We start from the raw sequence: 23,256 nt of genomic DNA, 5'->3' as shown, positions 1-23,256 counted from the left end.
AGCACACAAAGCCACCCGGAGCAGCCTTATGGACAAGCAAACCGAAATCGAACTTCAGGCCGCCGCGTTTCGTCGGCTGCAAAAACACCTGATGGAAGACCGCACCGACGTTCAGAACATCGACATGATGAATCTGGCCGGATTCTGCCGCAATTGCCTGTCGCGCTGGTATCAGGAAGCCGCCAATGAAAAAGGCATCGAGATGGGCAAGGACGAGGCCCGCGAGGTGTTTTACGGCATGACCATGGATGAATGGAAAGCCAACTATCAGACCGACGCCAGCCCCGAGAAACAGGCAGCCTTCAAAGTTGCTTTCGAAGAAAATGTAACGAAAAAGGGCTGAGCCCAAATAAAAAGCCCGCCAAATCGGCGGGCCTTTTCTTTAGATCGCTGCCTTGCGGCTTTCGTCCAGATAAATTTCGCGCAGCCGTTTGGCAATCGGCCCCGGTGTGCCGTCGCCCAGCGCAACCCCGTCGATCTCGACCACCGGCATGACAAAAGCACTGGCCGAGGTTGTGAAGGCTTCATCCGCTTCTTTGGCCTCGTCGATTGTAAACAAACGCTCTTCGATTTCCATCTGCGCTTCGGCTGCCATGCGCAATACAGCCTTACGCGTGATTCCGTGCAAAATATCGTTGGACAGCGGGCGGGTGACGATTTTGCCGTTTTTGACGAAATAAGCGTTGTTGCTGGTGCCTTCGGTCACATAACCGTCTTCGACCATCCAGGCATCGTCGCAGCCTGCTTTTTTGGCCATCATCTTGCCCATCGACGGGTAGAGCAGCTGGACGGTTTTGATATCGCGGCGGCCCCAGCGGATATCTTCAATCGAGATGATTTTGGCGCCTTTCTGTGCAGCCGGACTATCAGCCAGCCCGGGCTTGTTCTGCGTAAACAGAACAAGGCTGGGTTTGGTATCTGCGGATGGGAAAACAAAATCCCGGTCGCCATCGCTGCCGCGTGAAACCTGCAGGTAAACCAGACCTTCTTCGATTTCGTTCAGCTCAACCAGCTTGCGGTGAATCTCAAGCAACTCGTCCTTGGTGCAGGGTTCGGCCATCTCCAACTCGTCCAGCGATCGTTTCAGGCGAACCGCATGACCTTCGAAGTCGATCAGCTTGCCATCCAAAACGCTGGTGACTTCGTAAACCGCGTCTGCAAACAGGAAGCCACGGTCAAAGATGGATACCTTGGCTTCGGTCTCGGGCAGGTATTCGCCATTTACGTATACGGTTCGGGTCATGTTTGTCTCCTCAGCCCCAGAGCGCGGACACCGGCGGGTGCACTCCGGCGTCGTCAAAAATCAGCGGGGTGTCGCGGTCTTCGGCCAACAAAAGCGGCCCGTCAAGGTCTGTCACCATCGCACCCTGCGCCAGAAGTGTCGCAGGGGCCATGGCAAGTGAACTGCCAACCATGCAACCCACCATGATGTCATAGCCTTCGGCAATTGCGGCCTTGCGCAGCTCCAGCGCCTCGGTCAGACCGCCGGTTTTGTCGAGCTTGATGTTAATGACATCATATTTGCCCTTCAGCTTGGGCAGGCTGGCGCGGTCATGGCAGGATTCGTCTGCGCACACCGGCACGGGACGGTGCATACCAATCAGCGCATCGTCGTCCCCCGCAGGCAAAGGTTGCTCAACCAACGCCACACCCAAACGTACCAGATGCGGGGCGAGGTCGGCGTAAACCTCGGCAGACCACCCTTCGTTCGCGTCTACGATAATCTTGGATTTAGGCGCTCCAGCACGCACAGCCTCAAGCCGAGGCATATCATCAGGCGTACCCAGTTTGATCTTCAGCAGCGGGCGATGTGCATTCACAGCCGCCTGTTTCTGCATCGCCTCCGGCGTGTCCAGCGACAATGTGTAGGCCGTGATCTCGGGGCCGGGTACCGGCAGGCCAGCCTGATCCCAAGCACGCTTGCCAGCGCGTTTGCATTCCAGATCCCACAACGCGCAATCCACGGCGTTCCGGGCAGCTCCCGCAGGCAGCAGGTCCATCAGCGACTGTCGGCTAAAGTCCACAGGCAGACCGGCAATCTCGGCCTCAACCGACTCGAGCGTTTCATCATAGCGCGCGTAAGGAACGCACTCGCCCCAGCCCTGATGCGTCCCATCCGAAACCCGAACCGTCAGCACTTTTGCTTCGGTTCGCGACCCGCGCGAGATGGTAAAAACCTGCGCCAGCCGAAACACATCGCGAGAGACCTCTATCTGCACGCAACCGCTCCTTCATCTTTTTCCAAATACTCCCGCCGGAGGCGGAAGAACCCGCCACCGGCACGTGTCTCAGATCATATCGCAGCCAGCGCGTCCACCAGCTTGCCGGATCCAAAGCGGAACGGGTCGGTTGCAGGCAGGCCCATGTCGGCTTCGATCTTGGCCAAATAAGCCGTCGCATCCTCTTCAGACATATGCTGCGTGTTCACCGAAACGCCGACAACCTGACAATCCGGGTTCGCCACTTTGGCCAGCGCCAGCGCGGTGTCGCGCAGGGCTTCCAACGATGGCTGCTGATAAGTCGGCAGACCACGCATATGTTCACGGGTGGGTTCGTGGCTCAGGATCAGGGCGTCCGGCTGACCCCCATGGATCAGTGCCATCGTCACGCCGGAATAAGACACGTGGAACAGCGAACCCTGCCCTTCGATCAGGTCCCAGTGGTCCTCATCATTGTCGGGCGTCAGCCATTCGATTGAACCGGCCATGAAATCCGCAATCACCGCGTCAAGCGGCACACCATCGCCGGTGATCAGGATGCCGGTCTGACCAGTCGCCCGGAACGTTGACTTCATACCACGCTTGCGCATTTCCGCGTCCATCGCCATCGCAGTGTACATCTTGCCGACCGAACAATCGGTGCCCACAGCCAGACAACGCTTGCCCTTGCGCTTGATTCCGTTGGCAATTGGGTAATCCACCTCAGGCACACGCACGTCGTGCAGCTTTTGACCGGTTGCTTCGGCGACGGCCACCAGATCGGGTTCGTCGCGCAGAAGGTTGTGCAGGCCCGAGGCCAGGTCGAATCCTTCCTCCAGCGCCATAACCAGAACCTTTTTCCAGTCCTGGCTGATGACACCGCCACGATTGGCCACGCCGATAACCAAAGTCTTTGCACCGGCTTCTTTTGCCTCGGTCAGGGTCATATCCGTCAGACCCAGGTCAGCCTTGCACCCTTCCATGCGGTATTGGCCGACGGCGTTTTCGGGACGCCAATCTTTGATGCCCACAGCCACTTTGGCCGCCAATTGGTCGGGCGCATCGCCCAAAAACAGCAGGTACGGTGTCTCGATCATTGCGGTCACTCCTTTGATTCCGGCCTAAGCTAGAGAAGCGGCAAAACGAGCGTTTCGCGTTTTTGTCCGCCCAGAATGGTCGGGGCGCGATTATCGTGCGCAGATTTGCCAAGAAGCGCAAAAATCTTCGAAGTTTTCAAAGTGACTAAACTTTAATCACCTTCTTCAACTTGCTCCATTGCTGCATTCTGCAACCGCATTGCCGCAGGTGCACAAACGCTCTTGCGCCGCCATGCGCAATTTAATACCTCATTGAGCAGGAAAATCGCAATTTCATTACTCACACGAGGTCCAGATGAGTTTTCGCATCCAACCTGCCGCACCGGCGCGTCCAAACCGTTGTCAGCTTTTTGGCCCCGGGTCGAACACCAAGCTGTTCCCCAAAATGGCCGCTTCGGCTGCGGATGTGATCAACCTTGACCTCGAGGATTCGGTTGCGCCTTCGGACAAGGATGTTGCACGCACCAATGTCATTGAAGCGCTGAATACCGTTGATTGGGGCAACAAATACATGTCCGTCCGGATCAACGGGTTGGACACGCCCTACTGGTACCGCGATGTTGTCGACGTTCTTGAGCAGGCAGGCGACCGTTTGGACCAGATCATGATCCCCAAAGTCGGATGCGCGGCGGATGTCTATGCGGTGGACGCGCTGGTCACTGCCATCGAACGCGCCAAGGGCCGCACAAAACCAATCAGCTTTGAGGTCATCATCGAATCTTCTGCCGGCATCGCGCATGTCGAAGAAATCGCGGCCTCATCCCCCCGCCTTCAGGCCATGAGTCTTGGGGCAGCGGATTTCGCGGCCTCGATGGGAATGCAGACCACCGGCATCGGCGGCACGCAGGAAAACTACTATATGCTGCGCGATGGTGAAAAACACTGGTCTGATCCGTGGCACTGGGCGCAAGCCGCCATCGTTGCTGCTTGCCGAACTCATGGCGTGTTGCCGGTGGATGGGCCGTTCGGTGATTTCAGCGACGACGAAGGCTATATCGCGCAGGCCAAACGGTCGGCAACTTTGGGTATGGTCGGTAAATGGGCGATCCATCCCAAGCAAATCGCATTGGCCAATCAGGTCTTTACCCCATCGGACGAAGCCGTTTCCGAGGCGCGCGAAATTCTTGCGGCCATGGAGCAGGCCAAGGCAAATGGCGAAGGCGCGACTGTTTATAAAGGGCGTTTGGTCGACATCGCCTCAATCAAGCAGGCCGAAGTCATTGTGGCTCAGGCTGAACTGATTGCGGCAGGCAGCTAAGTTAAAAAAGGGCGCTCAATCGAGCGCCCTTTTTTTGCGGATACTTCAACGACCAAATACTTCATTGGGTGTCCACGTAAAGCGTTCACCCTTTTTTCCTGACTTCATCATCAGGCAAGAGGTTCCCAGCTTCTGGAAGTAAACGATCTTCAACGGATACCAGCCCGCCTTGGGCACTTCTACTTCGGTGCGCTGATTGGCTTCACAGCCTTGAATGCCGGATACACGGCCAATCTGTTGGCCTCCTACCCAAGCCTCGATCCCGTCATTGGACCACGTTTCCAACTCGTAAACCCCGGGCGAGTTGAACCGCATATAGCCTGTCACTTCGGCGGCAACGTTATAAGCCTGGTCGAACGTCATAACGTCTTCGCCCTTGCTTGTGTCCCTGTAATCCAACCCCCGCAGCGGTTGTCCGGGCTTCGCTTTAGACAATAGGCTTTTTGCCTGACTCAAATCCCGGATCTTCTTGTGCTGGTTGCCCGTACCAAAGTACTTTACGTTCAACCCTGCCTTCGGGCTGGGTTGCGGACTGGCGGGTTGTAGTTTCAGCGGTGCAGACCAAGCAGCCCCGGCAACCACCGACACGGCAATTGCGGCTGCCAATGTTTGAACAAGTTTCATCGTTATCTCCCTGTTTGCGTGCCGTTTTGGCTAGGCTTATCCCCTGGCAACGTCATTACAGTGACACTAGGCCGTGAATTTTTACCCTGCAAGAGAGTGAAGCTTCACAATTTCAGACGTTACGCGCGCAAGTCCTTGGGCGATCCCATAACCACATAAGATGTGATCGACGTAACATGGGGCAGTGTTCCCAACACCTCGGTATGAAAAGTCTTGTAGGACGGCAGGTCGGCGCATTCGACCCGAAGTAAGTATTCGATAGTGCCAGTGATGTTGTGGCATTCGACAACCTCGGGGGCTTGTTGCAGGGCGCGTTCAAACCCCTCTTGCGCGGCTTTTGTGTGCTCACCCAAGCCAACACCGATATAGGCAACAAAGCCCACCCCCATGGCGGCTGGGTCCAGAACCGCGCGATAGCCAGTGATAACCCCAGCCTTTTCAAGCTCTTGCACGCGGCGCAGACAGGCCGAGGGCGACAGACCGACCCGTTCGGCCAATTCCAGGTTACTGATCCGCCCATCACGTGTTAATTCACGCAATATCTGGCGGTTTATTTGATCATTCTTCATCATATGTTGCGAACTTACCGAAAAGACGCACGAAAAAGCAATTTCATTCTTTCAGACCCGGGCAATACTGCGCGCAATGACCTATGACATCCTGATGGCCCTGATCGTCTTTGCCTTCGTGACCTCGATCACCCCGGGGCCAAACAACCTGATGCTGATGGCATCAGGCGCGAATTTTGGTTTTCGACGCTCGATCCCGCATATGTTGGGCATTGGCCTGGGGTTCACGGTCATGGTGCTGCTGGTTGGTGCAGGGTTGGTGCAGGTGTTCGACAGATACCCGATCAGCCACACAGCGTTGAAAATCGTTTCCGTCGTCTATCTGCTGTATCTGGCTTGGAAGATTGCCCATGCCGCACCAGCCCAAGGATCCGAGGCGTCGGGTGTCCCGATGACATTTCTGCAAGCGGCCGCCTTTCAATGGGTGAATCCCAAGGCGTGGGCCATGGCCCTGACGGCCACGACGGCATATGCCCCCAATCAGACACTGTACGCGATCCTGCTGGTGGCCCTTGTTTTTGGGGCGATCAATCTGCCCTCGGTCAGCACCTGGACGGTCCTTGGTCAGCAGATGGCGCGCGTGCTGACAAATCCGCGCAGGCTGGTGGCCTTCAACTGGACTATGGCAGCGCTGCTTATTGCCTCGCTCTACCCTGTGCTTTGGCCGCATTGAGTTATGATGACAAGCCGTGGTTCTTGGGCTATCCCGCATAGCATCTGACACGCTATGCGGCATACAAGAAAGGTATCCCTGATGGCCAACCCACTTTACGATGGTTTGTTCGGCGTTCACGCAGGAAAAGACACAACTTTTTTGTATTTGCCTGATGGTGAAGCCCTCAGCTATCAGGCGTTTTTGAACACCGCGGCTCAAATCGCGCATGTATCGGCAAAGCTGGGTCTGAAACCCGGGGATCGCGTGGCCGCGCAGATCGAAAAATCGCCCGAGGCGCTGGCGCTTTTTGCCGCCTGCGCGCAAGCGGGCCTTGTGTTTCTGCCGCTCAACACCGCCTATACTGCGGATGAGCTGACCTATTTCATCGAAAACAGCGGTGCGTCGTTAGTTGTTTGTGACAGCGGCGCCCTAGACAACCTTTCGCCTATTGCAGCCCGGCTTGACGCACAGGTTGAGACCCTGAGCGCCGATGGCACAGGCTCTTTGATGGATCAGGCGAAAGATATGCCTGTGCATTTCGAGACCGTTGACCGGGACGGAGAGGACCTGGCCGCGTTCCTCTATACATCCGGAACTACGGGGCGGTCGAAGGGCGCGATGCTATCGCAGAACAACTTGTTGTCCAACGCGCAAACATTGGTCGAGGAATGGCGCTTTACCTCAGACGATGTGCTGCTGCACGCCTTACCGATCTTTCACACCCATGGGCTCTTTGTGGCGACTAACGTCATGCTGGCAGTCGGGGGCAGCATGATCTGGCTGCCCAAATTCGATCTGGACCAGATCATCGACTGGATGCCGCGCGCCACGTCAATGATGGGCGTTCCAACCTTCTACACCCGCCTTCTGGGCGACGCGCGTTTCACCAAGGACCTGTCGGCCCATATGCGGTTGTTTGTGTCCGGCTCTGCCCCTTTGCTGGCCGACACCCATGTGCAGTTCGAGGATCGCACCGGCCACCGTATCCTGGAACGCTACGGCATGACCGAAACAAATATGAACACGTCAAACCCCTATGACGGAGAGCGCCGCGCCGGGACAGTCGGCTTCCCGTTGCCCGATGTCGAGCTGAAGGTTTGTGACGCTGACGGCAACACCCTCCCGCAAGGAGAAATCGGTGTCCTAGAGGTACGTGGCCCCAATGTCTTCAAAGGCTATTGGCAGATGCCCGAGAAGACCGCTGCGGAACTGCGCGCGGATGGGTTCTTCATCACCGGCGATCTGGGGCGCATAGATGAGGACGGGTATGTCCTTATCGTTGGCCGAAACAAAGACCTGATTATCTCGGGCGGCTACAACATTTACCCCAAAGAGATCGAGTTGGTTCTGGATGACCAACCCGGTGTGCTGGAAAGCGCGGTGATCGGTGTGCCGCACCCGGACTTCGGCGAAACCGTCCTGGGTGTGATCGTGGCCGAGCCCGGAGAAAGCCCCGATTTGGACCAGATACAAACCTCAGTGTGTGAAAGCCTGGCGCGGTTCAAACATCCGCGCAAATTGATCGTGATGGATGAACTGCCCCGTAATACCATGGGCAAAGTTCAGAAAAACGTCTTACGCGATCAGTACAAGGACATGTTCACAAACGCCTAAGGTTGAGCGTCTTTATACCCTGCCTTGGGATTTCCATCCAAGGATGCTGAGGCAGGCAAACAAAACTGCCGCCACACAGACAATCGATGGTCCCGCAGGGGTGTCAAAAACATAAGCCGCTCTTAGCCCTGCAACGGCTGAAAACGCGCCGATCCCGGCGGAAATCAGGGCCATGGACTCGGGTGAACGCGCCAAGTTGCGGGCCGCTGCGGCCGGAATGATTAGCATGGCCGCAATCAGCAGAACGCCCACAACTTTGATCGCTACGGCCACGGTGACAGCCAGGGATAATGTCAGGATCAACTGCTCTCGCTTAGGATCAAAGCCACTGGCATAAGCCAGTTCTTCGTTCAAAGTGGCCGTCAACAACTGCGACCAGCGCCAGGTGATCAGCGCAACAACCAACGCCGCACCGCCCCAGATCACGATGAGGTCCGAACGGGAGACTGCCAGAATATCCCCGAACAGATACGCCATCAAATCGATGCGTACACCGGACAGGAACGACACAGCCACCAATCCAAACGCCAGGGCAGAATGCGCCAGAACGCCCAATAGGGTATCCATCGCATAGCCGCGACCGGCCAACAGGGTCACGGTCAGCGCCATGATCAACGCAACGGCCAGTGCGCCGGTGAAGATCGACATCTGAAAGGTCAGCGACAACGCCACGCCCAGAATCGCGGCATGCGCCGTTGCATCCCCGAAATACGCCATCCGCCGCCACACGACAAAGCACCCCAAAGGGGCCGCTGCAAAGGCCACGCCGACACCGGCGAGCGTCGCGCGAGTCATGAAATCATCAAGCATTATTCTGCCGCTTCTTTGGGTGGGTGGTCATGATCATGATCATGATCATGATCGTGATTGTGGTCATGCTCGTGCCGGTACAACGCCAGCGCACCACCGGTGCCCGTGCCAAACAGGGCCCGGTATTCCGGTGCCGATGCCACAACCGCCGGAGAGCCTTCGCAACAGACATGCCCATTGAGGCAAATCACCCTGTCCGAGGCGCTCATGACCACGTGCAATTCGTGGCTGATCATCAGGATGGCACATCCGGTTTCACGGCGCACCGCCTCAATCTGTTGATAGAAGCTGGCTGACCCACGTTGATCCAGCCCCTGGGTCGCCTCGTCCAGCAACAGAATATCAGGCCGGTTGATCAACGCCCGTGCCAACAGCACCCTTTGGAACTGTCCACCGGACAACTGCGACATCTGGCGGTGCAACAGATCCGGCACACCGGCAGTTTCCAGCGCTGCAACACACTGCTTGCGCGACACACGGTCGGTCAGGCGCATAAACCGTTCGACGGAAATGGGCAAAGTCGGGTCGACATGCAGTTTCTGAGGTACATACCCAATCTTCAGACCTGGCTTCAGGGACACTTGCCCAGAAGACGGACGCGTCGCACCGATAATGGCCCGCAGCAAGCTGGTTTTTCCCGAACCATTGGGACCGACGATGGTGACGATCTCACCCGGTTCAACTGCCATGTCAACGTGGCTCAGCACGGTATGCGCCCCATAGCGCACGCTGAGGTTTTCAACGGTGATCAAGGCCATCTTTATGCCTTTTCGGTGCAGTCGGGGCAGAGACCCTCGGCTTCCACAACCGTACGCTCAATCTCGAAACCCGCCGCGCGTGCGGCAGCGCCCAGAACACCTTTGGCGGGGGCCGATTGCGCTTCGGCCACGGCATCACACTTTCTACAGATCATGAACGCCGGAGAATGCGACTGACCCGGATGCGAGCACGCCACAAACGCATTCAACCGCTCGATCTTGTGGACAAATCCGTTCTGCACCAGAAAATCCAATGCGCGATACGCAACGGGCGGCTGTGAGCCAAAACCTTCATCGCGAAGCCGGTCCAGAATTCCGTAAGCGCCAATCGCGCGATGCTCTTGCAGCAGCATTTCAAGGACCTTGCGGCGCACTGGCGTCAGGCGCAGCCCTTCAGCCGCACACCGGGCTTCGGCCGAGGCCAGGGCCGTCTCGACGCATGTCTGATGGTCATGTTCTTGAAACCCTACCGGAGCCGTGTCTTTGGCCGGTACAGGGCGTGCATCACTTGTCATGTTATTTCATATCATGTATTGCCACTCGCAACGTTATAAAATCACACAGAGGGTCTGATGTCCAGAAAGCTTCTTCCATTGTCGATCACAGCTGCATTGATGGGTGGAACGGCCCTTGCGGACGCACCAAATGTTGCGGTTGATATTGCACCGGTCCATTCGCTGGTCGCCCGTGTTATGGACGGTGTCGGAACCCCGGACCTGATCGTTGCGCCGGGCGCATCGCCGCATGAATACAACCTTCGCCCGTCTGAAGCCGCTGCGCTGCAAGAGGCCGATCTTGTGTTCTGGATGGGCGAAGATCTGACGCCATGGATGGAGAATGCGATCGATACGCTGGCCGACGGTGCAACCGTCACATCCATGCTGGAGGCCGACGGTACTGTTCTTCTTGATTTCCGCGAAAACGCACTGTTCGAGGCGCATGATCACGGGGACGAAGATGGCCATGACGACCACGCCGAAGACAAGGATCACGACGATCACGACCACGGCGATGATCACGACCATGAAGATCACGCCAAAGAAGATGGGCACGATCATGACGAGCACGATCATGACGATCATGCCAAAGATGACGACCATGATCACGAAGAACATGCGGACCACGACGGGCATGATGATCACGACGATCACGACCACGAAGATCATGCCGAAGAAGATGGGCATGATCACGACGATCATGAGGAGCACGATCATGACGATCACGCCAAGGATGACCATGATGATCACGACGACCATGGCCACGAAGGGCACGCCCATGGCGACCATGACCCCCATGCCTGGCTGTCACCGGCAAATGCAGAAACCTGGCTGAATGTGATCGCGGCGCAGCTGTCTGCGGCGGACCCTGAAAATGCTGGCACCTATTTTGCCAACGCCGCAGCTGCGCGCGACGAAATGGCTGCGCTGTCTGCTGAAGTGGCCGAAACACTGGACCCCGTACGCGGCGGCAGTTTCATCGTGTTCCACGACGCCTACCAGTATTTTGAGGACGCCTTCGACTTCCCCGCCTCAGGCGCAATTTCGATCGGTGATGCGTCCGACCCAAGCCCAGCGCGCATAGCAGAAATTCAAGGGCGTATCCGCAATGAAGGTATTGACTGCGTCTTGGCAGAACCACAGTTCGACCCGGGGATCGTAGAAAGCGTTATGGGTGGCGTCGAAGCAAAAACCAGCGTGATTGATCCGCTGGGATCCAATCTGGAACCGGGTGTCGATCTTTATCCAAATGTCATTCGTAGTCTGGCGAAATCCCTGGCCGAGTGCCTCTGAATCTGTCTTTTCAGCCCGGCCAAGGTCGGGCTGCTTGCAGCCCGGGGCAACGCTTTTTGCGAGTATTTCAGTTGGGTGGCAGTGTTACCCCGGGCGCTCAAATAATCACGTCAACACCCGGTTCAAAAAAGGCGCGCAATCAATCGCTGTCGGTCTTTGCTGCAACACAAACCGCGCAAAAGTCAGCTTGTGTTGCGATCCGATTGCACAATCCAGTCCAAAAACTGTGCGGCGCCAGCCTTGCCAGAGCCCGATGGGGTAACCGAACAAAAGTACCCTCGTGACGTCTCGCGCTCGTGATCGCAGGCGCGTAACAGCGATCCATTTGTAAGGTATTCACGCATCAAGGGAGACCAGCCGATTCCGACACCGAGCCCGTTCAAAATCGCACGCAGGTAAACCATGTAACTGACATACGTGTCATGAGGTGGCGGTTGCGAAATAACAAGCCCAGTTCCGGCGAAGAAACGATTCCAGTCGCCACGATGATCTGCGCTGTTGAGGTGCAGTAGTTTCTGTTCCGACAGCGATTGCAAATCGAAGGGCGCACGGTTGTCCAACAGATCAGGATGGCACACAGCGATCATGCCTTCCTTGAAAATCAAACCGCTTACGGTTTGCGCAAGCCCCCCTTCCCCGAACAGAATAACGACATCGCAGGCGTTTGGATCGAAATCGTCGTTCTGATCTCGCGTCATGACCTGAAGTTTGACATCCGGAAAGGTGGCCTGAAACTCGGCCAGCCTTGGCAGCAGATAGTGGCTAGTGAAGCCGATACTTGCACTGACCTTCAAGGTGTCAACCGCGTGACGGCTTTGCAACGCTTCAAACCCGTCTCGGATCGCCTCGAAACCTGCGCCTACGGCTTTGGCCAGAAGGGTTCCGTCTTCGGTTAAAGTCAGTTTCGGCTTACTTCGAAGGAATAGCTGCGTACCCAGCTCTGCTTCAAGGGCGGCGATCTGACGGCTGATCGCTGGCTGCTGGACGTTCAGTTCCCGCGCGGCCCGCGAAAAACTCAGATGTCGCGCTGATGCATCGAATGCATTGATCTGGTGAAGAGGGATCGGCCGCGTCACAATCATTCCTAAGGTGAATGTATTCCATTCATCGTTTCCGTCTTTCCTCAAATTTTCAACCGCGAAATGATGCTGGGGACAACGCGAGGGGAACAGGTCTTGCAGAAACGTATTCTGGCGCTTGGTGGAGATGGCATTGGCCCGGAAATCCTGACCTACGGGTTGCAGACCGTTCAGCAGCTTGCAGCCCTTGCCGGGATCGAGGTTGAGGTCACACACGGGCTGCTTCACGACGCGGCGTGGGAAGCGCATCAGACATATTGTACCGACGACGTTCTACAGCAGGCACGCATATCAGATGCTGTTCTGATCGGCGCTGTAGGCGGACCCCAATGGGATAACATCCGCGTCCCCGGAGGTGCCGAATGCCAGGACGGGCTGATGTATTTGCGTCATCATTTGCAAACCTATCTGGGTTTGCGCCCGGTACGTGCCTGGGCACCTTTGTTGGGCAGAACCCCGTTTCGCGAAAATCTGGCACACCAGACAGATGTCCTGATCCTGCGTGAAATGTGTGGCGGCGCCATGTTTGCAACCGAACGTGGACGACGCGACGTAGGGGGTCTGCGGCAAGGCTATGACCTGACCGCCTATGACGAGGCCGAAGTGGCGCGCTTCGCGCATGGGGGATTTCAGCTGGCCCGGCAAAGGCGCGGCAGACTTGTCAGCTGCGACAAATCCAACGTCATGGAAAGCTACAAACTCTGGCGCGAGGTCGTGACGGAAGTGTCCCGCAACTATCCGGATGTCGTGTTCAAGAACATGTTTGCGGACAATTGCGCCTATCAGCTGATGATGCGGCCACATGATTTCGACGTGATCCTGAGCTGCAACCAACTGGGCGACATTCTCAGCGACCTGTCGGCAGTTTATGCCGGTTCGTTGGGAATGCTGCCTTCCGCCTGCCTGTCGGCCAACCCGGATCAAGGACCGGTCTTTGGAATTTACGAAAGCACCGCCGGATCAGCCCCTGATATAGCAGGCCAGGGCATCGCAAACCCAATAGGGACAATCTTGTCTGTCGCGATGATGTTCACCTACAGTTTTGGACTTCCTGAGTTCGAAACCAAAGTGGAAGCGGCAATAGACGCCACCCTGAAAGACGGCATCAGGACGCCCGATATTGGCGGTTCCGCCACTGGGTCCGAGGTGACGCGAGCGATCCTTGAAAGGCTCACCGGATGAGCGCGTTCGACTATGTGATCGCCGGGGGAGGTTCGGCCGGGTGCGTGCTGGCTGCGCGACTGGCCGAAGAGCGCGACGTGTCGGTCTGTCTGGTTGAGGCAGGCGGTCGCGGACGTGATCTTTTTATTCAAATGCCCGCAGGAAACGGGTTTGTCTTTGGCAATCCCAAACTCGATTGGGGATATGTGTCGGTCCCTCAGGTGGGTTTGAACGGTCGTTCAATTTACTATCCACGCGGCAAATCGCTTGGCGGGTCGTCGATTGTCAACGGCATGATCTATATGCGTGGTGTTGCCGCCGATTATGATACCTGGCAACAACCCGGTTGGAGTTTCGCCGAGGTTCTTCCTTATTTTCGTCGGTCCGAAGGGTCACGTGACCGGCGTGATGCCTGGCATGGCACAGACGGACCTCTCAAGACCGAACCCGCGCGCAATTTTGGCCCAATGGACCAAGCCTTTATCGACGCAGCGATCTGCGCAGGGCACCGTGAAACCAGTGACTTCAACGGGTCTGAAAGGACTGGTGTAGCCCGGAATGACAGCACGGTCAGCAACGGCGTCAGGCAATCTGCAGCTATATCCTACCTTCGAAAAACGCCGCCAAACCTGACAATTCGAACCGGAACTCATATCGCGCGGATCGTGACACGAGGCGGCAGGGCAACAGGGATTGAAACGCTTGCGGGTGAAGTAATCGAAGCCGAACGCGAAGTGATCTGTTGTCAGGGTGCTTTTGGGACACCGCAGCTTTTGATGCTGTCGGGGATCGGTCCGGCCGATCACTTGCGCTCTCATGGGGTCAAGGTGGTGGCCGACTTGCCTTCGGTCGGTGCGCATTTGTCTGACCACCCGGATGTTTCAATGCAATGGGGATCAACGCGGCATGACCTGAGCCACGCTAGATATCAGCGCTTCGATCACGCCATGAAATTGATGCTCCACTGGCTGGTGAATGGCGGTGGCCCCGGAGGTGGTGCGTTCTTCTCTACGGTTTTGTTCCACGCTTTTGAGGATCCGATGTTACCCGAGCTCGAGGTTTTCATGACGCCAATGGTTGTCGAGGAAAACCTGGGAAACGGCGCGCGGGAAGATGTGCCCTTGCTGCAGCGCTTGGGTCGCAGGTTGTTGGTACGGGGGCGAAAGATGGCGCGGTCCGGCGTTCAGATCGACGTCAATCTCGAACGTCCGCGATCAGAAGGATCTGTTCGATTGGCCGGTGCTGATCCTCGGAGGCATCCGGTAATCGACCCCAACTATTTTTCCGACCCCCACGATATCGACGTCCTGCGGCGGGGCGTTGAGGTCATGCGCGAGATCATGGGGCAAAACCCGATTGCCAAATTCGTAACAGAAGAGCTCGGCGTCTGGAAAAACGCTAAAACCGATGCCGAGATCGAACGGGCAATTCGAAACACCGCTTACACAGGCCACCATCCTGCATGCACATCCCGAATGGGCGAGGTTTTAGATAATGAGCTGCGCGTGCACGGGATCGAGGGACTGCGTGTTTGCGATGCCTCTGCCATGCCACGCCAGATCACAGGCAATCTTTATGCAACGGTCGTTATGATGGCCGAGAAAGCTGCCGACATGATCCTTGGCCGCCCCCCGCTTGCGGCCGAATACCCGATGGAGCATGACCTATGAGTGACATCCGAACCTTCAAATTCTTTGCTGGCAATACATGGCATGAGCCATTCGGTGGCAGCTATATCGACAGCGAAAACCCAGCCACTGGCAAGGTCTGGGCCAGAGTACCCGATTGTCGTCAGATGGACGTGGAGCTTGCAGTCGCCGCCGCGAAATCGGCCTATTACGATGGGCCTTGGGGGCGGATGCAACCTGCAGAGCGGGGTCGCATTTTACGGAGAATGGGAGACGTGATTTCCCGCCATGCCGACAGGTTGGGTCAGGTCGAAACCCGCGACAACGGCAAATTGCCTTCGATGATCACGCCCGGTTTACGAGAGGGTGCGTGGCTGGTGGACAGTTTCCATTACTACGCTGGAATGTGCGACAAATTCGAAGGCCGCGTTACCCCGGCCGAGGCTTCGAACATCCACAATTATGTAAAATATGAACCGTTCGGCGTCGTGGCGCAGGTGCTGCCCTGGAATTCGCCTCTGGGCACTCTGCTCTGGAAACTCGCCCCGTGTCTGGCGGCAGGCAATACGGTGGTGATGAAGCCATCCGAGCAATCCAGTTGCTCGACCTTGGAATTGATGGCGGTTTTACTGGAAGCGGATTTGCCGCCCGGCGTGTTGAATGTTGTCACAGGATATGGTGCGACAACGGCCCAACCCATGATCGAACATCCTGACGCGCGCATGGTCAGCTTTACAGGTGGCACAGCCGGGGGGTGCGCGGCCGCCATTGCCGCTGCCAAGGGCGTAAAACCCGTGGTGATGGAATTGGGAGGAAAGTCACCTCAGATCGTGTTGCCGGATGCCGATCTTGATCTGGCCGTCAATGGAGTGGCGTCGGGGATTTTCCCACCGGCCGGGCAAAGCTGCATAGCAGGATCACGCCTTTTGGTGCATCGGGATATCATTGATGTGTTCTCGGAAAAGCTAGTTGAAACGGTCGCAAAAGCCCGTGTCGGCGATCCGCTAGATCCAGCCACACAGATCGGCCCCATAGCCAACAAGCCTCATTACCAGCGCGTTCTGCAGCACATTGCAGATGCTGAAATCGCCGGGCACAGGCTGTTGCTTGACGGCAGAACGGCCTGTCGATCCGAAGGCTACTACATCGGCCCAACCATTTTTGCCGACGTACCGAACGACGCGAAACTTGCGCAGTCCGAGGTATTTGGACCTGTCGTCAGCACCGAGAGCTGGGAAAACGAAAGAGATGTGATCCGAACCGCCAACGATACGCCCTACGGTCTTGCTGCGGGCATCTGGACCCGTGACGTGGCCAAAGCGATGCGGATGGCCGACCGGATCGAAGCCGGCACTGTGTACATCAACAACTACTTCAATGCGTCGACCCAATCTCCAGTCGGGGGGTACAAACAGTCCGGCTATGGGCGCGAAAACGGCTGGGACGGGATGCGATGCTTCTTACAAACCAAATCTGTCTGGCTCTCCACAGATCCCCATCAGCTTGATCCGTTTGCATGAACGGCAGTGTTGCGCAGCAGAGGAAGAATGACATGAAAGGCATTTTCGGCGACGGCAGCAGATTAACACAACATATCCGTGCCGCTGCGGTTCTTGGGCCGCTGCTCACCATGCGGATATGTGCGGGGGAAAAGGTCAGGTTCCAGGCAACTCTGGGTGCGGTTTCATGACCGCAATTTCCCGGCTGGCGCAGTTTGCAGTCCATGCAGTTCCCCCGCCTGATCTACGCAAAGTGATTGCCCCGGCAATCGCCGACTGCTTTGGATGCATCCTCGCCGGGTCGACAAGCGAAGTTGTCATGCGCGCGACCCGGGCCTTGGGCGGGTTTGGCGCAGGCCCCTGCCCACTATTTGGCACGAACCAGACCCTGAGCGCGCTCTTTGCCGCTCAGATCAATGCGATCGCTGGTCATGCCTGGGATCTGGATGATTGGGAGGAGCCGGGGAACTCGCATCCTACCGTGGTGTTGCTGCCCGCCCTTCTCGCGGCCAGTACGTTTCGCCGCACCACCGGGGCAGAGCTGTTGGCGGCTTATGCAGTTGGCACCGAAATCATCATGCGCCTTGGCGAAGCCGTGAGCTTGGATCACTATGCGCGTGGGTTCCATTCCACGGCTACATTGGGCACGATCGGCGTTGCCGGGGCGGTATCGCGCCTGCTGGCCCTATCGGCGGATCAGACTGCGCACGCCCTGTCGTTGGCAACCTCGACTGCGTCAGGATACACGCTGCAATTCGGGTCAAACACAAAACCGTTGCAAGCCGGATGGGCGGCACGGAATGGCTTGGAAGCAGCTGTGTTGGCAGCGCAAGGCGTGACGGGCCAACCGCACGTTCTGGATCATGCGCGAGGCTTCGCCGGGCTTCAAGGAAACTACGATCCATCTGTATTTAACGCCGCGATGGGCAAAATGGGATCGCCTTGGGCTTTGGGTGAATATGGCCTTGTCCTTAAACCCTGGCCCTCTTGCGGGTATACACATCGGCTGATGACCGCTGCGATAAACCTGCGCCCGGCGGTTAACGGAAGGTTTGGGGGCATCACCGCGATTGATACCCGCTTGCCTGACTTCCACGCCGAGATATTGCCGTTCAATCACCCCAAGTCACGCGCGGAAGCCTTGTTCTCAATCCCAGCCTGCGTCGGTCAAATTCTGGCCTCAGGGAACCTTACGCTATCAGACAGCGAAGACGCGTTCTGGAAATCACCTGCTGTTTCAAGGTTGATCCAACTAACGCGTGTGACAGCCGAACCCGCACGAAACTCGAACCTCAACTATGACCCCGATCAACCTGACCTGCTGCGCATAGAATTTAATGACGGGAGCGCAGTTTCGGAAGCCTGCGCTTTTCCGCTTGGCGCATCGCAAAACCCGATGACCAACGCACAACTGGCCGCAAAATACACCGCGCTCACAGGACAACCGGAACGCGCATTCAACGGCCTTCTTGCATGGCCTGATGCACAGGACAGTGCCACGTTATTCAAGGGATATTCAAATGAACCAGCGTAGACGATCAGGTGGCCGTGCGGCGCGACACCAAGCGAGAAACGATGGGGCCGGGTCTGGGCCGACACGCGCGATCTGGCCTGGAATTGAGGGCGGGCAATATGCGCCCCTCACCCAGGCCGAGATTGAAATGGTCGATCACACTGCCATGCGTATTCTCGAAGAAATTGGCGTGAAAGGCGCGACGCCGCGATGCATCGAAACACTATGTTCAGCAGGTGGGTCCCTGACGGATGACGGGCGTTTGTTGTTTCCTGAGGCAATGGTTCGAAAGACCCTTCAGATTGCAGGCCGCGGCTTCAAACTCTGCGGTCTGGATCCCGCAAATGACATCGACCCCTCTTCGTCGCGAACGCATTTCGGCACATCGGGTGCTGCCGTCCACATGATAGACAGTCAAACAGGCAAAATACGCGACACAACTCTGCGCGACCTATACGACATGGCGCGCTTGGCTGAACAACTGCCGAACATCCATATGTTCCAACGCACTGTTGTCGCGCGTGACATTGCGGACCCGCGTGAAATGGACCTCAATACGCTCTACGCCTGTCTGAAAGGAACAAGCAAACCCACAGGTACGTCTTTTGGATCGCCAGACGTCATGGAAGAGGCTGTCCGAATGCTTGCCCTTCTCATGGGCGGGCCCGATGCCTTGCGTGCACGACCGCCGGTTTGCGTGTCCACCTGCTTTATCGTCCCGCCGCTGACATTCGCCGAAGAAGCACTTGGTGTGATCGAATGTGCGGCACGGCACGGTATTCCGCTCAAGCTTGTCGCGGCCGGTCAGGCTGGTGCGACCAGCCCGGCCCCATTGGCCGGGGCCGTGGCGCAACAAACCGCCGAGGTCCTGGCCGGGATTGTCTATGTCAACCTGCTGAACCCCGGTCACCCAGCCACTTTCGGAGCGTTGCCATTTGTCAGTGATCTGCGGACCGGGGCCATGTCCGGAGGGTCCGCCGAGCAAGGTTTGCTGATGGCCGCCTGCGCACAAATGGCGCGCCACTATGATATCCCATGCGCTGTCAGCGCTGGCATGACCGACAGCAAACTCCCTGATTTTCAAGCTGGGTACGAAAAGGGATACACGGAACTTCTGGCCTCACTTGCTGGCGCAAATCTGGTCTACGAAGCGGCAGGAATGTACGGTTCGCTTCTTGGCGCATCGCTCGAAAGTTTCGTATTGGACAATGACCTCATTGGTTCAGTGATGCGGGCGACCCGCGGGTTCGAAGTATCGGAAGACACATTGTCACTTGAAACCATCCGCGATGTTTGCGTCGGAGGACCGGGGCACTTTTTGGGTCACGCGCAGACCATAAACCGAATGGAAAGCGACTATTTCTACCCGGCGATGGCGGACCGCAGAACGCCGCAGGAGTGGTCTGAGGCACCTGATAAAGATGTCCTCGAACGGGCCCGACTGCGCACGCAAGAACTGCTTGCCAACCCAAGCCCTACGCATATCCCTGAAGACATGGACAAGGCGATACGGCAACATTTTCCCGTAAGGGACCTGCGGTAACGTTGGTGAAACTCTTAGGCCCAACTTAAAGGTCGAGGTATTTGCAGCGCTATATCAAACGCAGTTGAAACGCGGCGCATCCGATTTAAGAAAGCCGCGCCCCAAGGGCCGTTCGAGCGCACGTCACAGAAATTTTGATATCTTGTCGAGCGTGGCTTTGCTGACTGCGACGCCCGATTTACGAGCGATCTGGCGCTTCGCACTGCGGCCGTCACCGGGCAAATGCGCAGCCTCTTGAGCACGGATCGCGCCGACCAATTCGGCAATCCCAGTCTCAAACCCACTCGACGTCGTCGCGCTTGGATCAATCGCAATGAAGAACTGACCTGTCTTCGGGGGGCCGCCCAAAGTTCCTGAAAACGGGGATGCGTTGATGCCCAAACTGGCACCTGTCAGAGCCGCCGCCATAAGCTCTACCATCAGAGCCACACCGACACCCTTGTATCCACCCGACGGTGCCATGGATCCCTTCAATCCAACCTCAGGATCGGTTGTTGGATTGCCGTCTGCGTCCAAGGCCCATCCCACCGGGATTGGCTTGCCTTCACGCGCATGTTTCATGACCTCGCTTTTGGCGATGGTACTGGCGCTCTGGTCGATCAGCAGGGCGGGTTCACTATCGGGACCGGGCGCGGCAATGGAAAAAGGATTGGTGCCCACCACAGGCTTCGACCCGCCGGACGGTGCGATCGAGGCGGGGGCGTTGGTGAACCCCAGCCCCACCAGCCCTGCCTGGGCCAGCCGATAGGTGTGGTAGCCCAAAACGCCACAGTTATAGCTGTTTTTAATAGCCAAAACCGCGACGCCCTGTTCTCGGGCCGCCGGGATCAGGACCTCAAACCCTGTGTCGATGGCCGAATGCGCAAAGCCGGTTGCGGCGTCAACCGCCACGACACCGGGTTTGGGGCGTGACAGAACGGGAACCGCTAAACCATCGACCTTGCCGCATTGCACATGCTCGCAATAGATCGGGATATAGGCGAGCCCGTGACTTGCAACGCCATCGGCCTCGGTTGCCGCTGTGGCCTGCGCCAGCGGGCGGGCATTTTCTTTGGATGTGCCAGCCGCTACGAGCGCGCGGAAAGACAGGTCTTCGATCTCAGCAAGGGTCAGGGTTTGTGTATCGGTCACTTTGGCGTCTCTTCAATCATTGTCAGAAAGCCCGGACCCTGCACCCAGCAGGCGGGATTCCTCGGTTGCGGGGGCATAGGTGCGGTGGGCAAAGCGGTTCAGTGTGTCCCAATCCTGTGGGTCAGGATAGGCGCGCGTCTCTTGTTCACGTGTTGTGATCGGCGCACCGCCTCGGGAAACCACGACCGTGTGGGCCGTTTTTGGCAAACTGTCCGGGGCCATGAGCCAATCCTCGCCCACGACACCCTGAACCGTGTCGATCTCAATCGTCAGCGCTTCATTCAAAATGCGCGCGGCATGACGCGCAAACGGCAGCATCAAGGCGGGCACTGCGACGTTCCGCATCTCAATTGGGCCCGTTTTCAGAAAGTGGGCCGCATCAGACAACAAAGGCCCCGCAGACAAGGGACACAACGCTTCTTTGCCTTGCCAGAGGCAATTAATCTGCCCAGGGCGATGCGCTGCCGGATCCGAAGCCAGCCCCTGCTCCAACAACAAGGACAAAATCCCCGCCCCGTCCAGCCCCTGCACGCACAGCCAGCGGGCCGCCTTCGACGCCTCCTCGGCCTGGCCCCAGGAATAGCCCGCGCCACGGGTGGCCCGTTTTGCGGTTGCTTCCATCTCGTTGAGCGAAAAATTCATGTTGGTTCCTGCGGGTATACCCAAAGATCCGCGTTTTCAGAAGTCAGCTCCTCCGGGTACGGCGCACCGGAATACATGCAGATTCGCACCCATCGATCCGAACGGGGGTCAAAATGGGTTGCCCCAAAGAATGACAGCTTTGCACGCAGCATGTCGATAGGCAGCACCTTTGACCCAATCGTGTTATCCCGGATTTCGCCATAGGGTGCGGATGGGGTCATTTGAACGCGCCGGATCGTGTGGCGATGTTCCGGGTGGCGCAGCAGAAATTCGGCCACGGGCTTGGTGTCTTCCCACCCGCCCAGCGCGTCATAGGCAGCCGCTGCATCCCGCGCCGGGGCCAGAGGTTGTTCATAGTCAGAAATGGGTTCATCAAACCGTTCCCCCATGCGGGGTTCCAGCTTTTCTTCAGAAACATACCACGCCCGCGCGCAATTCTCGCGGACGTCCCAATCCAGATCCAAAGCCCAGGCATATGTTTCCCGGATAAGATCACGGACTGCCCCGATAGGCATGGTTCCATCTATCACAAACGCCTGCGAGCGGGTATCTGCCATGCACGAAGCCAGCCCGTCCACCAAATCGCCATAAGGCTCCAGGATCAGCGACGCCAGCAACTCCTGACCTTCCTCGCTAAGCGCGGTTTCTGACCAGTCCACCAGTCGATTCCACGGTCGATCTGCGGTCAAATCATCTTGGCTCAGATACTCGGAGATCAACAACAGGTCGGCCTTCAACGCCTCGAGCTTTTTGACCTGTATCTGATGTTCAGATCGCCACCACGAAACCGACAGTCGGCTGCGTTCGAAAACTTCGCGGAACCGCGCGATCTCGGCGTCGCTGGCAACTTCCGCAGACCGAACCCGCGCAATCGCTTCTTCCCGTACCATGATCCAGTTGTTGAACAGAACCGGGTGGTTGACGATGAACGGTGCCATGCCAAGCCCGGTGGAGTTACCAATCCCCAGCCAGCGGGAAATTTCTGGGTCCAAAGTCGCCGCTTTATCGCCGCCTTGGACATTCGCCATGTGTTGCACCAGATCCCGCACAAACGCTCGGGTCAGAAAGACCGATAGCATCTCGACCTGAAACGGGGCCTGCGTCTCGGGCCGGTCAGCAACTTTTTCCCGATCCGCCGCGCCAAATTTGCCCGAGCCATATACAGCAGTTGTCCGCATCAGGTACCCAACTTGATAGATCTGCTCTACATCCGGCTGCTGGCCTGCGGCCAAGGATTTCACAACATGGTCCCAAAGGCGGACCGAGCGATTGGCACGAGACAAGGACAGCTCGCTTTCGCTCACCCGCCCGGCCTCTTGCAGGGGTACGTTTTGGGAAAGGCGGTCAATGTCGGCCTCGGTCGGGATGCCGTCGAACAAAGCAAAGGTGGCATCCCACGCTTCGGCAATCACCCGATCCGACCGTTGTTCCGGTGGCAAGTCATGAGCAAAGGCCACCAGCGAATAAGTCCGATCCGGCCCTTGAGCGGTATAGACCGCCCGACCAACACCATTGGCGTCAATGTCAAAGACAGGCCGTGTGAACGACCAGTTTTCCCGCGCCATTCGGCGGGTCAATTGCCGCATGAAACTCAGCCGACACTGATGCAAAGAACCCAACCGCGACAGCCGCATAACTGTGGCCGGGTCTCGTCTTTCGATCTGTGTCTGCGTCAGTTTTTCCATTC

General features: G+C 57.3%; 22 protein-coding genes. 10 read left to right on the top strand and 12 right to left on the bottom strand.

Features of this window, described 5'->3' with window-relative positions; genetic code table 11:
* Positions 1 to 28 precede the first annotated feature (28 nt).
* Positions 29 to 343 (top strand): DUF1244 domain-containing protein, encoded by a 315-nt coding sequence (locus GS646_RS02885; RefSeq protein ID WP_170469595.1) that lies wholly within the window; start codon positions 29 to 31, stop codon positions 341 to 343.
* A gap of 39 nt (positions 344 to 382) precedes the next feature.
* On the opposite strand, the gene GS646_RS02880 is transcribed toward GS646_RS02885, so the two are convergent.
* From GS646_RS02880 to dgcN, 3 genes are all read right to left on the bottom strand, one after another.
* Positions 383 to 1,243: a D-amino-acid transaminase gene (locus GS646_RS02880; RefSeq protein ID WP_171188817.1), complete on the bottom strand. Its 861-nt coding sequence runs from the start codon at positions 1,241 to 1,243 to the stop codon at positions 383 to 385.
* A gap of 10 nt (positions 1,244 to 1,253) precedes the next feature.
* Positions 1,254 to 2,219: an N-acetyl-D-Glu racemase DgcA gene (gene dgcA, locus GS646_RS02875; protein ID WP_171648505.1), complete on the bottom strand. Its 966-nt coding sequence runs from the start codon at positions 2,217 to 2,219 to the stop codon at positions 1,254 to 1,256.
* Between the two features lie 74 nt (positions 2,220 to 2,293).
* Complete coding sequence (gene dgcN, locus GS646_RS02870) at positions 2,294 to 3,295, bottom strand: N-acetyltransferase DgcN (RefSeq protein ID WP_171188813.1); 1,002 nt, start codon at positions 3,293 to 3,295, stop codon at positions 2,294 to 2,296.
* A 295-nt stretch (positions 3,296 to 3,590) separates the two neighbouring features.
* Between dgcN and GS646_RS02865 the strand changes: the two genes are divergently transcribed.
* Positions 3,591 to 4,553: an L-malyl-CoA/beta-methylmalyl-CoA lyase gene (locus GS646_RS02865; protein WP_171188811.1), complete on the top strand. Its 963-nt coding sequence runs from the start codon at positions 3,591 to 3,593 to the stop codon at positions 4,551 to 4,553.
* Positions 4,554 to 4,598: 45 nt separating this feature from the next.
* On the opposite strand, the gene GS646_RS02860 is transcribed toward GS646_RS02865, so the two are convergent.
* Together GS646_RS02860 and GS646_RS02855 are read right to left on the bottom strand one after the other, a co-directional pair.
* Positions 4,599 to 5,177, bottom strand: a complete 579-nt coding sequence (locus GS646_RS02860) for a PA14 domain-containing protein (protein WP_171188809.1) — start codon at positions 5,175 to 5,177, stop codon at positions 4,599 to 4,601.
* 119 nt (positions 5,178 to 5,296) lie between these two features.
* Positions 5,297 to 5,749, bottom strand: a complete 453-nt coding sequence (locus tag GS646_RS02855; protein ID WP_171188807.1) for an Lrp/AsnC family transcriptional regulator — start codon at positions 5,747 to 5,749, stop codon at positions 5,297 to 5,299.
* 73 nt (positions 5,750 to 5,822) lie between these two features.
* Here GS646_RS02855 and GS646_RS02850 point away from each other — a divergent pair, with 73 nt between their 5' ends.
* Entirely contained in the window at positions 5,823 to 6,419 is a 597-nt protein-coding gene (locus GS646_RS02850; RefSeq protein ID WP_171188805.1) for a LysE family translocator, read from the top strand.
* Between the two features lie 81 nt (positions 6,420 to 6,500).
* Positions 6,501 to 8,015 carry a malonyl-CoA synthase gene (locus GS646_RS02845; protein ID WP_171648507.1) on the top strand — a complete coding sequence of 505 codons (1,515 nt, stop codon included), beginning with the start codon at positions 6,501 to 6,503 and terminating at the stop codon, positions 8,013 to 8,015.
* A gap of 12 nt (positions 8,016 to 8,027) precedes the next feature.
* On the opposite strand, the gene GS646_RS02840 is transcribed toward GS646_RS02845, so the two are convergent.
* From GS646_RS02840 to GS646_RS02830, 3 genes are read right to left on the bottom strand one after another with little or no spacing between them, the layout of a single operon-like run.
* Positions 8,028 to 8,825 (bottom strand): iron chelate uptake ABC transporter family permease subunit, encoded by a 798-nt coding sequence (locus GS646_RS02840; protein WP_171648509.1) that lies wholly within the window; start codon positions 8,823 to 8,825, stop codon positions 8,028 to 8,030.
* Positions 8,825 to 9,583, bottom strand: coding sequence for a metal ABC transporter ATP-binding protein (locus tag GS646_RS02835; protein ID WP_171648511.1), 759 nt, complete (start codon positions 9,581 to 9,583; stop codon positions 8,825 to 8,827). The genes GS646_RS02840 and GS646_RS02835 overlap by 1 nt, the downstream gene beginning before the upstream one ends.
* Positions 9,584 to 9,585: 2 nt before the next feature.
* On the bottom strand, positions 9,586 to 10,098 hold the full coding sequence (locus tag GS646_RS02830; protein ID WP_171648513.1) for a transcriptional repressor: 513 nt from the start codon (positions 10,096 to 10,098) through the stop codon (positions 9,586 to 9,588).
* A 57-nt stretch (positions 10,099 to 10,155) separates the two neighbouring features.
* On the opposite strand from GS646_RS02830, the gene GS646_RS02825 reads away from it, so the two are divergent.
* Positions 10,156 to 11,373, top strand: coding sequence for a zinc ABC transporter substrate-binding protein (locus tag GS646_RS02825; RefSeq protein ID WP_171648514.1), 1,218 nt, complete (start codon positions 10,156 to 10,158; stop codon positions 11,371 to 11,373).
* Positions 11,374 to 11,555: 182 nt separating this feature from the next.
* On the opposite strand, the gene GS646_RS02820 is transcribed toward GS646_RS02825, so the two are convergent.
* Positions 11,556 to 12,449, bottom strand: a complete 894-nt coding sequence (locus tag GS646_RS02820) for a LysR family transcriptional regulator (protein ID WP_171188794.1) — start codon at positions 12,447 to 12,449, stop codon at positions 11,556 to 11,558.
* 99 nt (positions 12,450 to 12,548) lie between these two features.
* Here GS646_RS02820 and leuB point away from each other — a divergent pair, with 99 nt between their 5' ends.
* The 5 genes from leuB to GS646_RS02795 all read left to right on the top strand — a co-directional run bounded on the left by leuB (position 12,549) and on the right by GS646_RS02795 (position 19,796).
* On the top strand, positions 12,549 to 13,634 hold the full coding sequence (gene leuB / locus GS646_RS02815) for a 3-isopropylmalate dehydrogenase (RefSeq protein ID WP_171676380.1): 1,086 nt from the start codon (positions 12,549 to 12,551) through the stop codon (positions 13,632 to 13,634).
* Positions 13,631 to 15,283 carry a GMC family oxidoreductase gene (locus tag GS646_RS02810; RefSeq protein ID WP_171648520.1) on the top strand — a complete coding sequence of 551 codons (1,653 nt, stop codon included), beginning with the start codon at positions 13,631 to 13,633 and terminating at the stop codon, positions 15,281 to 15,283. The genes leuB and GS646_RS02810 overlap by 4 nt, the downstream gene beginning before the upstream one ends.
* The gene (locus GS646_RS02805) at positions 15,280 to 16,761 is read left to right on the top strand and encodes an aldehyde dehydrogenase (RefSeq protein ID WP_171648522.1); all 1,482 of its coding nucleotides are present in this window, start codon (positions 15,280 to 15,282) and stop codon (positions 16,759 to 16,761) included. The genes GS646_RS02810 and GS646_RS02805 overlap by 4 nt, the downstream gene beginning before the upstream one ends.
* Before the next feature lie 166 nt (positions 16,762 to 16,927).
* Positions 16,928 to 18,274 (top strand): MmgE/PrpD family protein, encoded by a 1,347-nt coding sequence (locus GS646_RS02800; RefSeq protein WP_171648524.1) that lies wholly within the window; start codon positions 16,928 to 16,930, stop codon positions 18,272 to 18,274.
* On the top strand, positions 18,261 to 19,796 hold the full coding sequence (locus GS646_RS02795; protein ID WP_171648526.1) for a trimethylamine methyltransferase family protein: 1,536 nt from the start codon (positions 18,261 to 18,263) through the stop codon (positions 19,794 to 19,796). The genes GS646_RS02800 and GS646_RS02795 overlap by 14 nt, the downstream gene beginning before the upstream one ends.
* A gap of 123 nt (positions 19,797 to 19,919) precedes the next feature.
* On the opposite strand, the gene GS646_RS02790 is transcribed toward GS646_RS02795, so the two are convergent.
* From GS646_RS02790 to GS646_RS02780, 3 genes are read right to left on the bottom strand one after another with little or no spacing between them, the layout of a single operon-like run.
* Complete coding sequence (locus GS646_RS02790; RefSeq protein ID WP_171648528.1) at positions 19,920 to 20,927, bottom strand: Ldh family oxidoreductase; 1,008 nt, start codon at positions 20,925 to 20,927, stop codon at positions 19,920 to 19,922.
* Between the two features lie 12 nt (positions 20,928 to 20,939).
* Positions 20,940 to 21,569 carry a DUF3726 domain-containing protein gene (locus tag GS646_RS02785; protein WP_171188780.1) on the bottom strand — a complete coding sequence of 210 codons (630 nt, stop codon included), beginning with the start codon at positions 21,567 to 21,569 and terminating at the stop codon, positions 20,940 to 20,942.
* Positions 21,566 to 23,254, bottom strand: a complete 1,689-nt coding sequence (locus tag GS646_RS02780) for a hypothetical protein (protein WP_171188778.1) — start codon at positions 23,252 to 23,254, stop codon at positions 21,566 to 21,568. Before GS646_RS02780 ends, GS646_RS02785 begins: the two co-directional genes overlap by 4 nt.
* Positions 23,255 to 23,256: the final 2 nt, after the last annotated feature.

This window comes from Ruegeria sp. HKCCD4315, assembly GCF_013112245.1.
GTDB lineage: Bacteria > Pseudomonadota > Alphaproteobacteria > Rhodobacterales > Rhodobacteraceae > Ruegeria.
The sequence above is the reverse complement of the archived record's forward strand: the minus strand, read 5'-3'. Positions and strand labels throughout refer to the sequence as shown.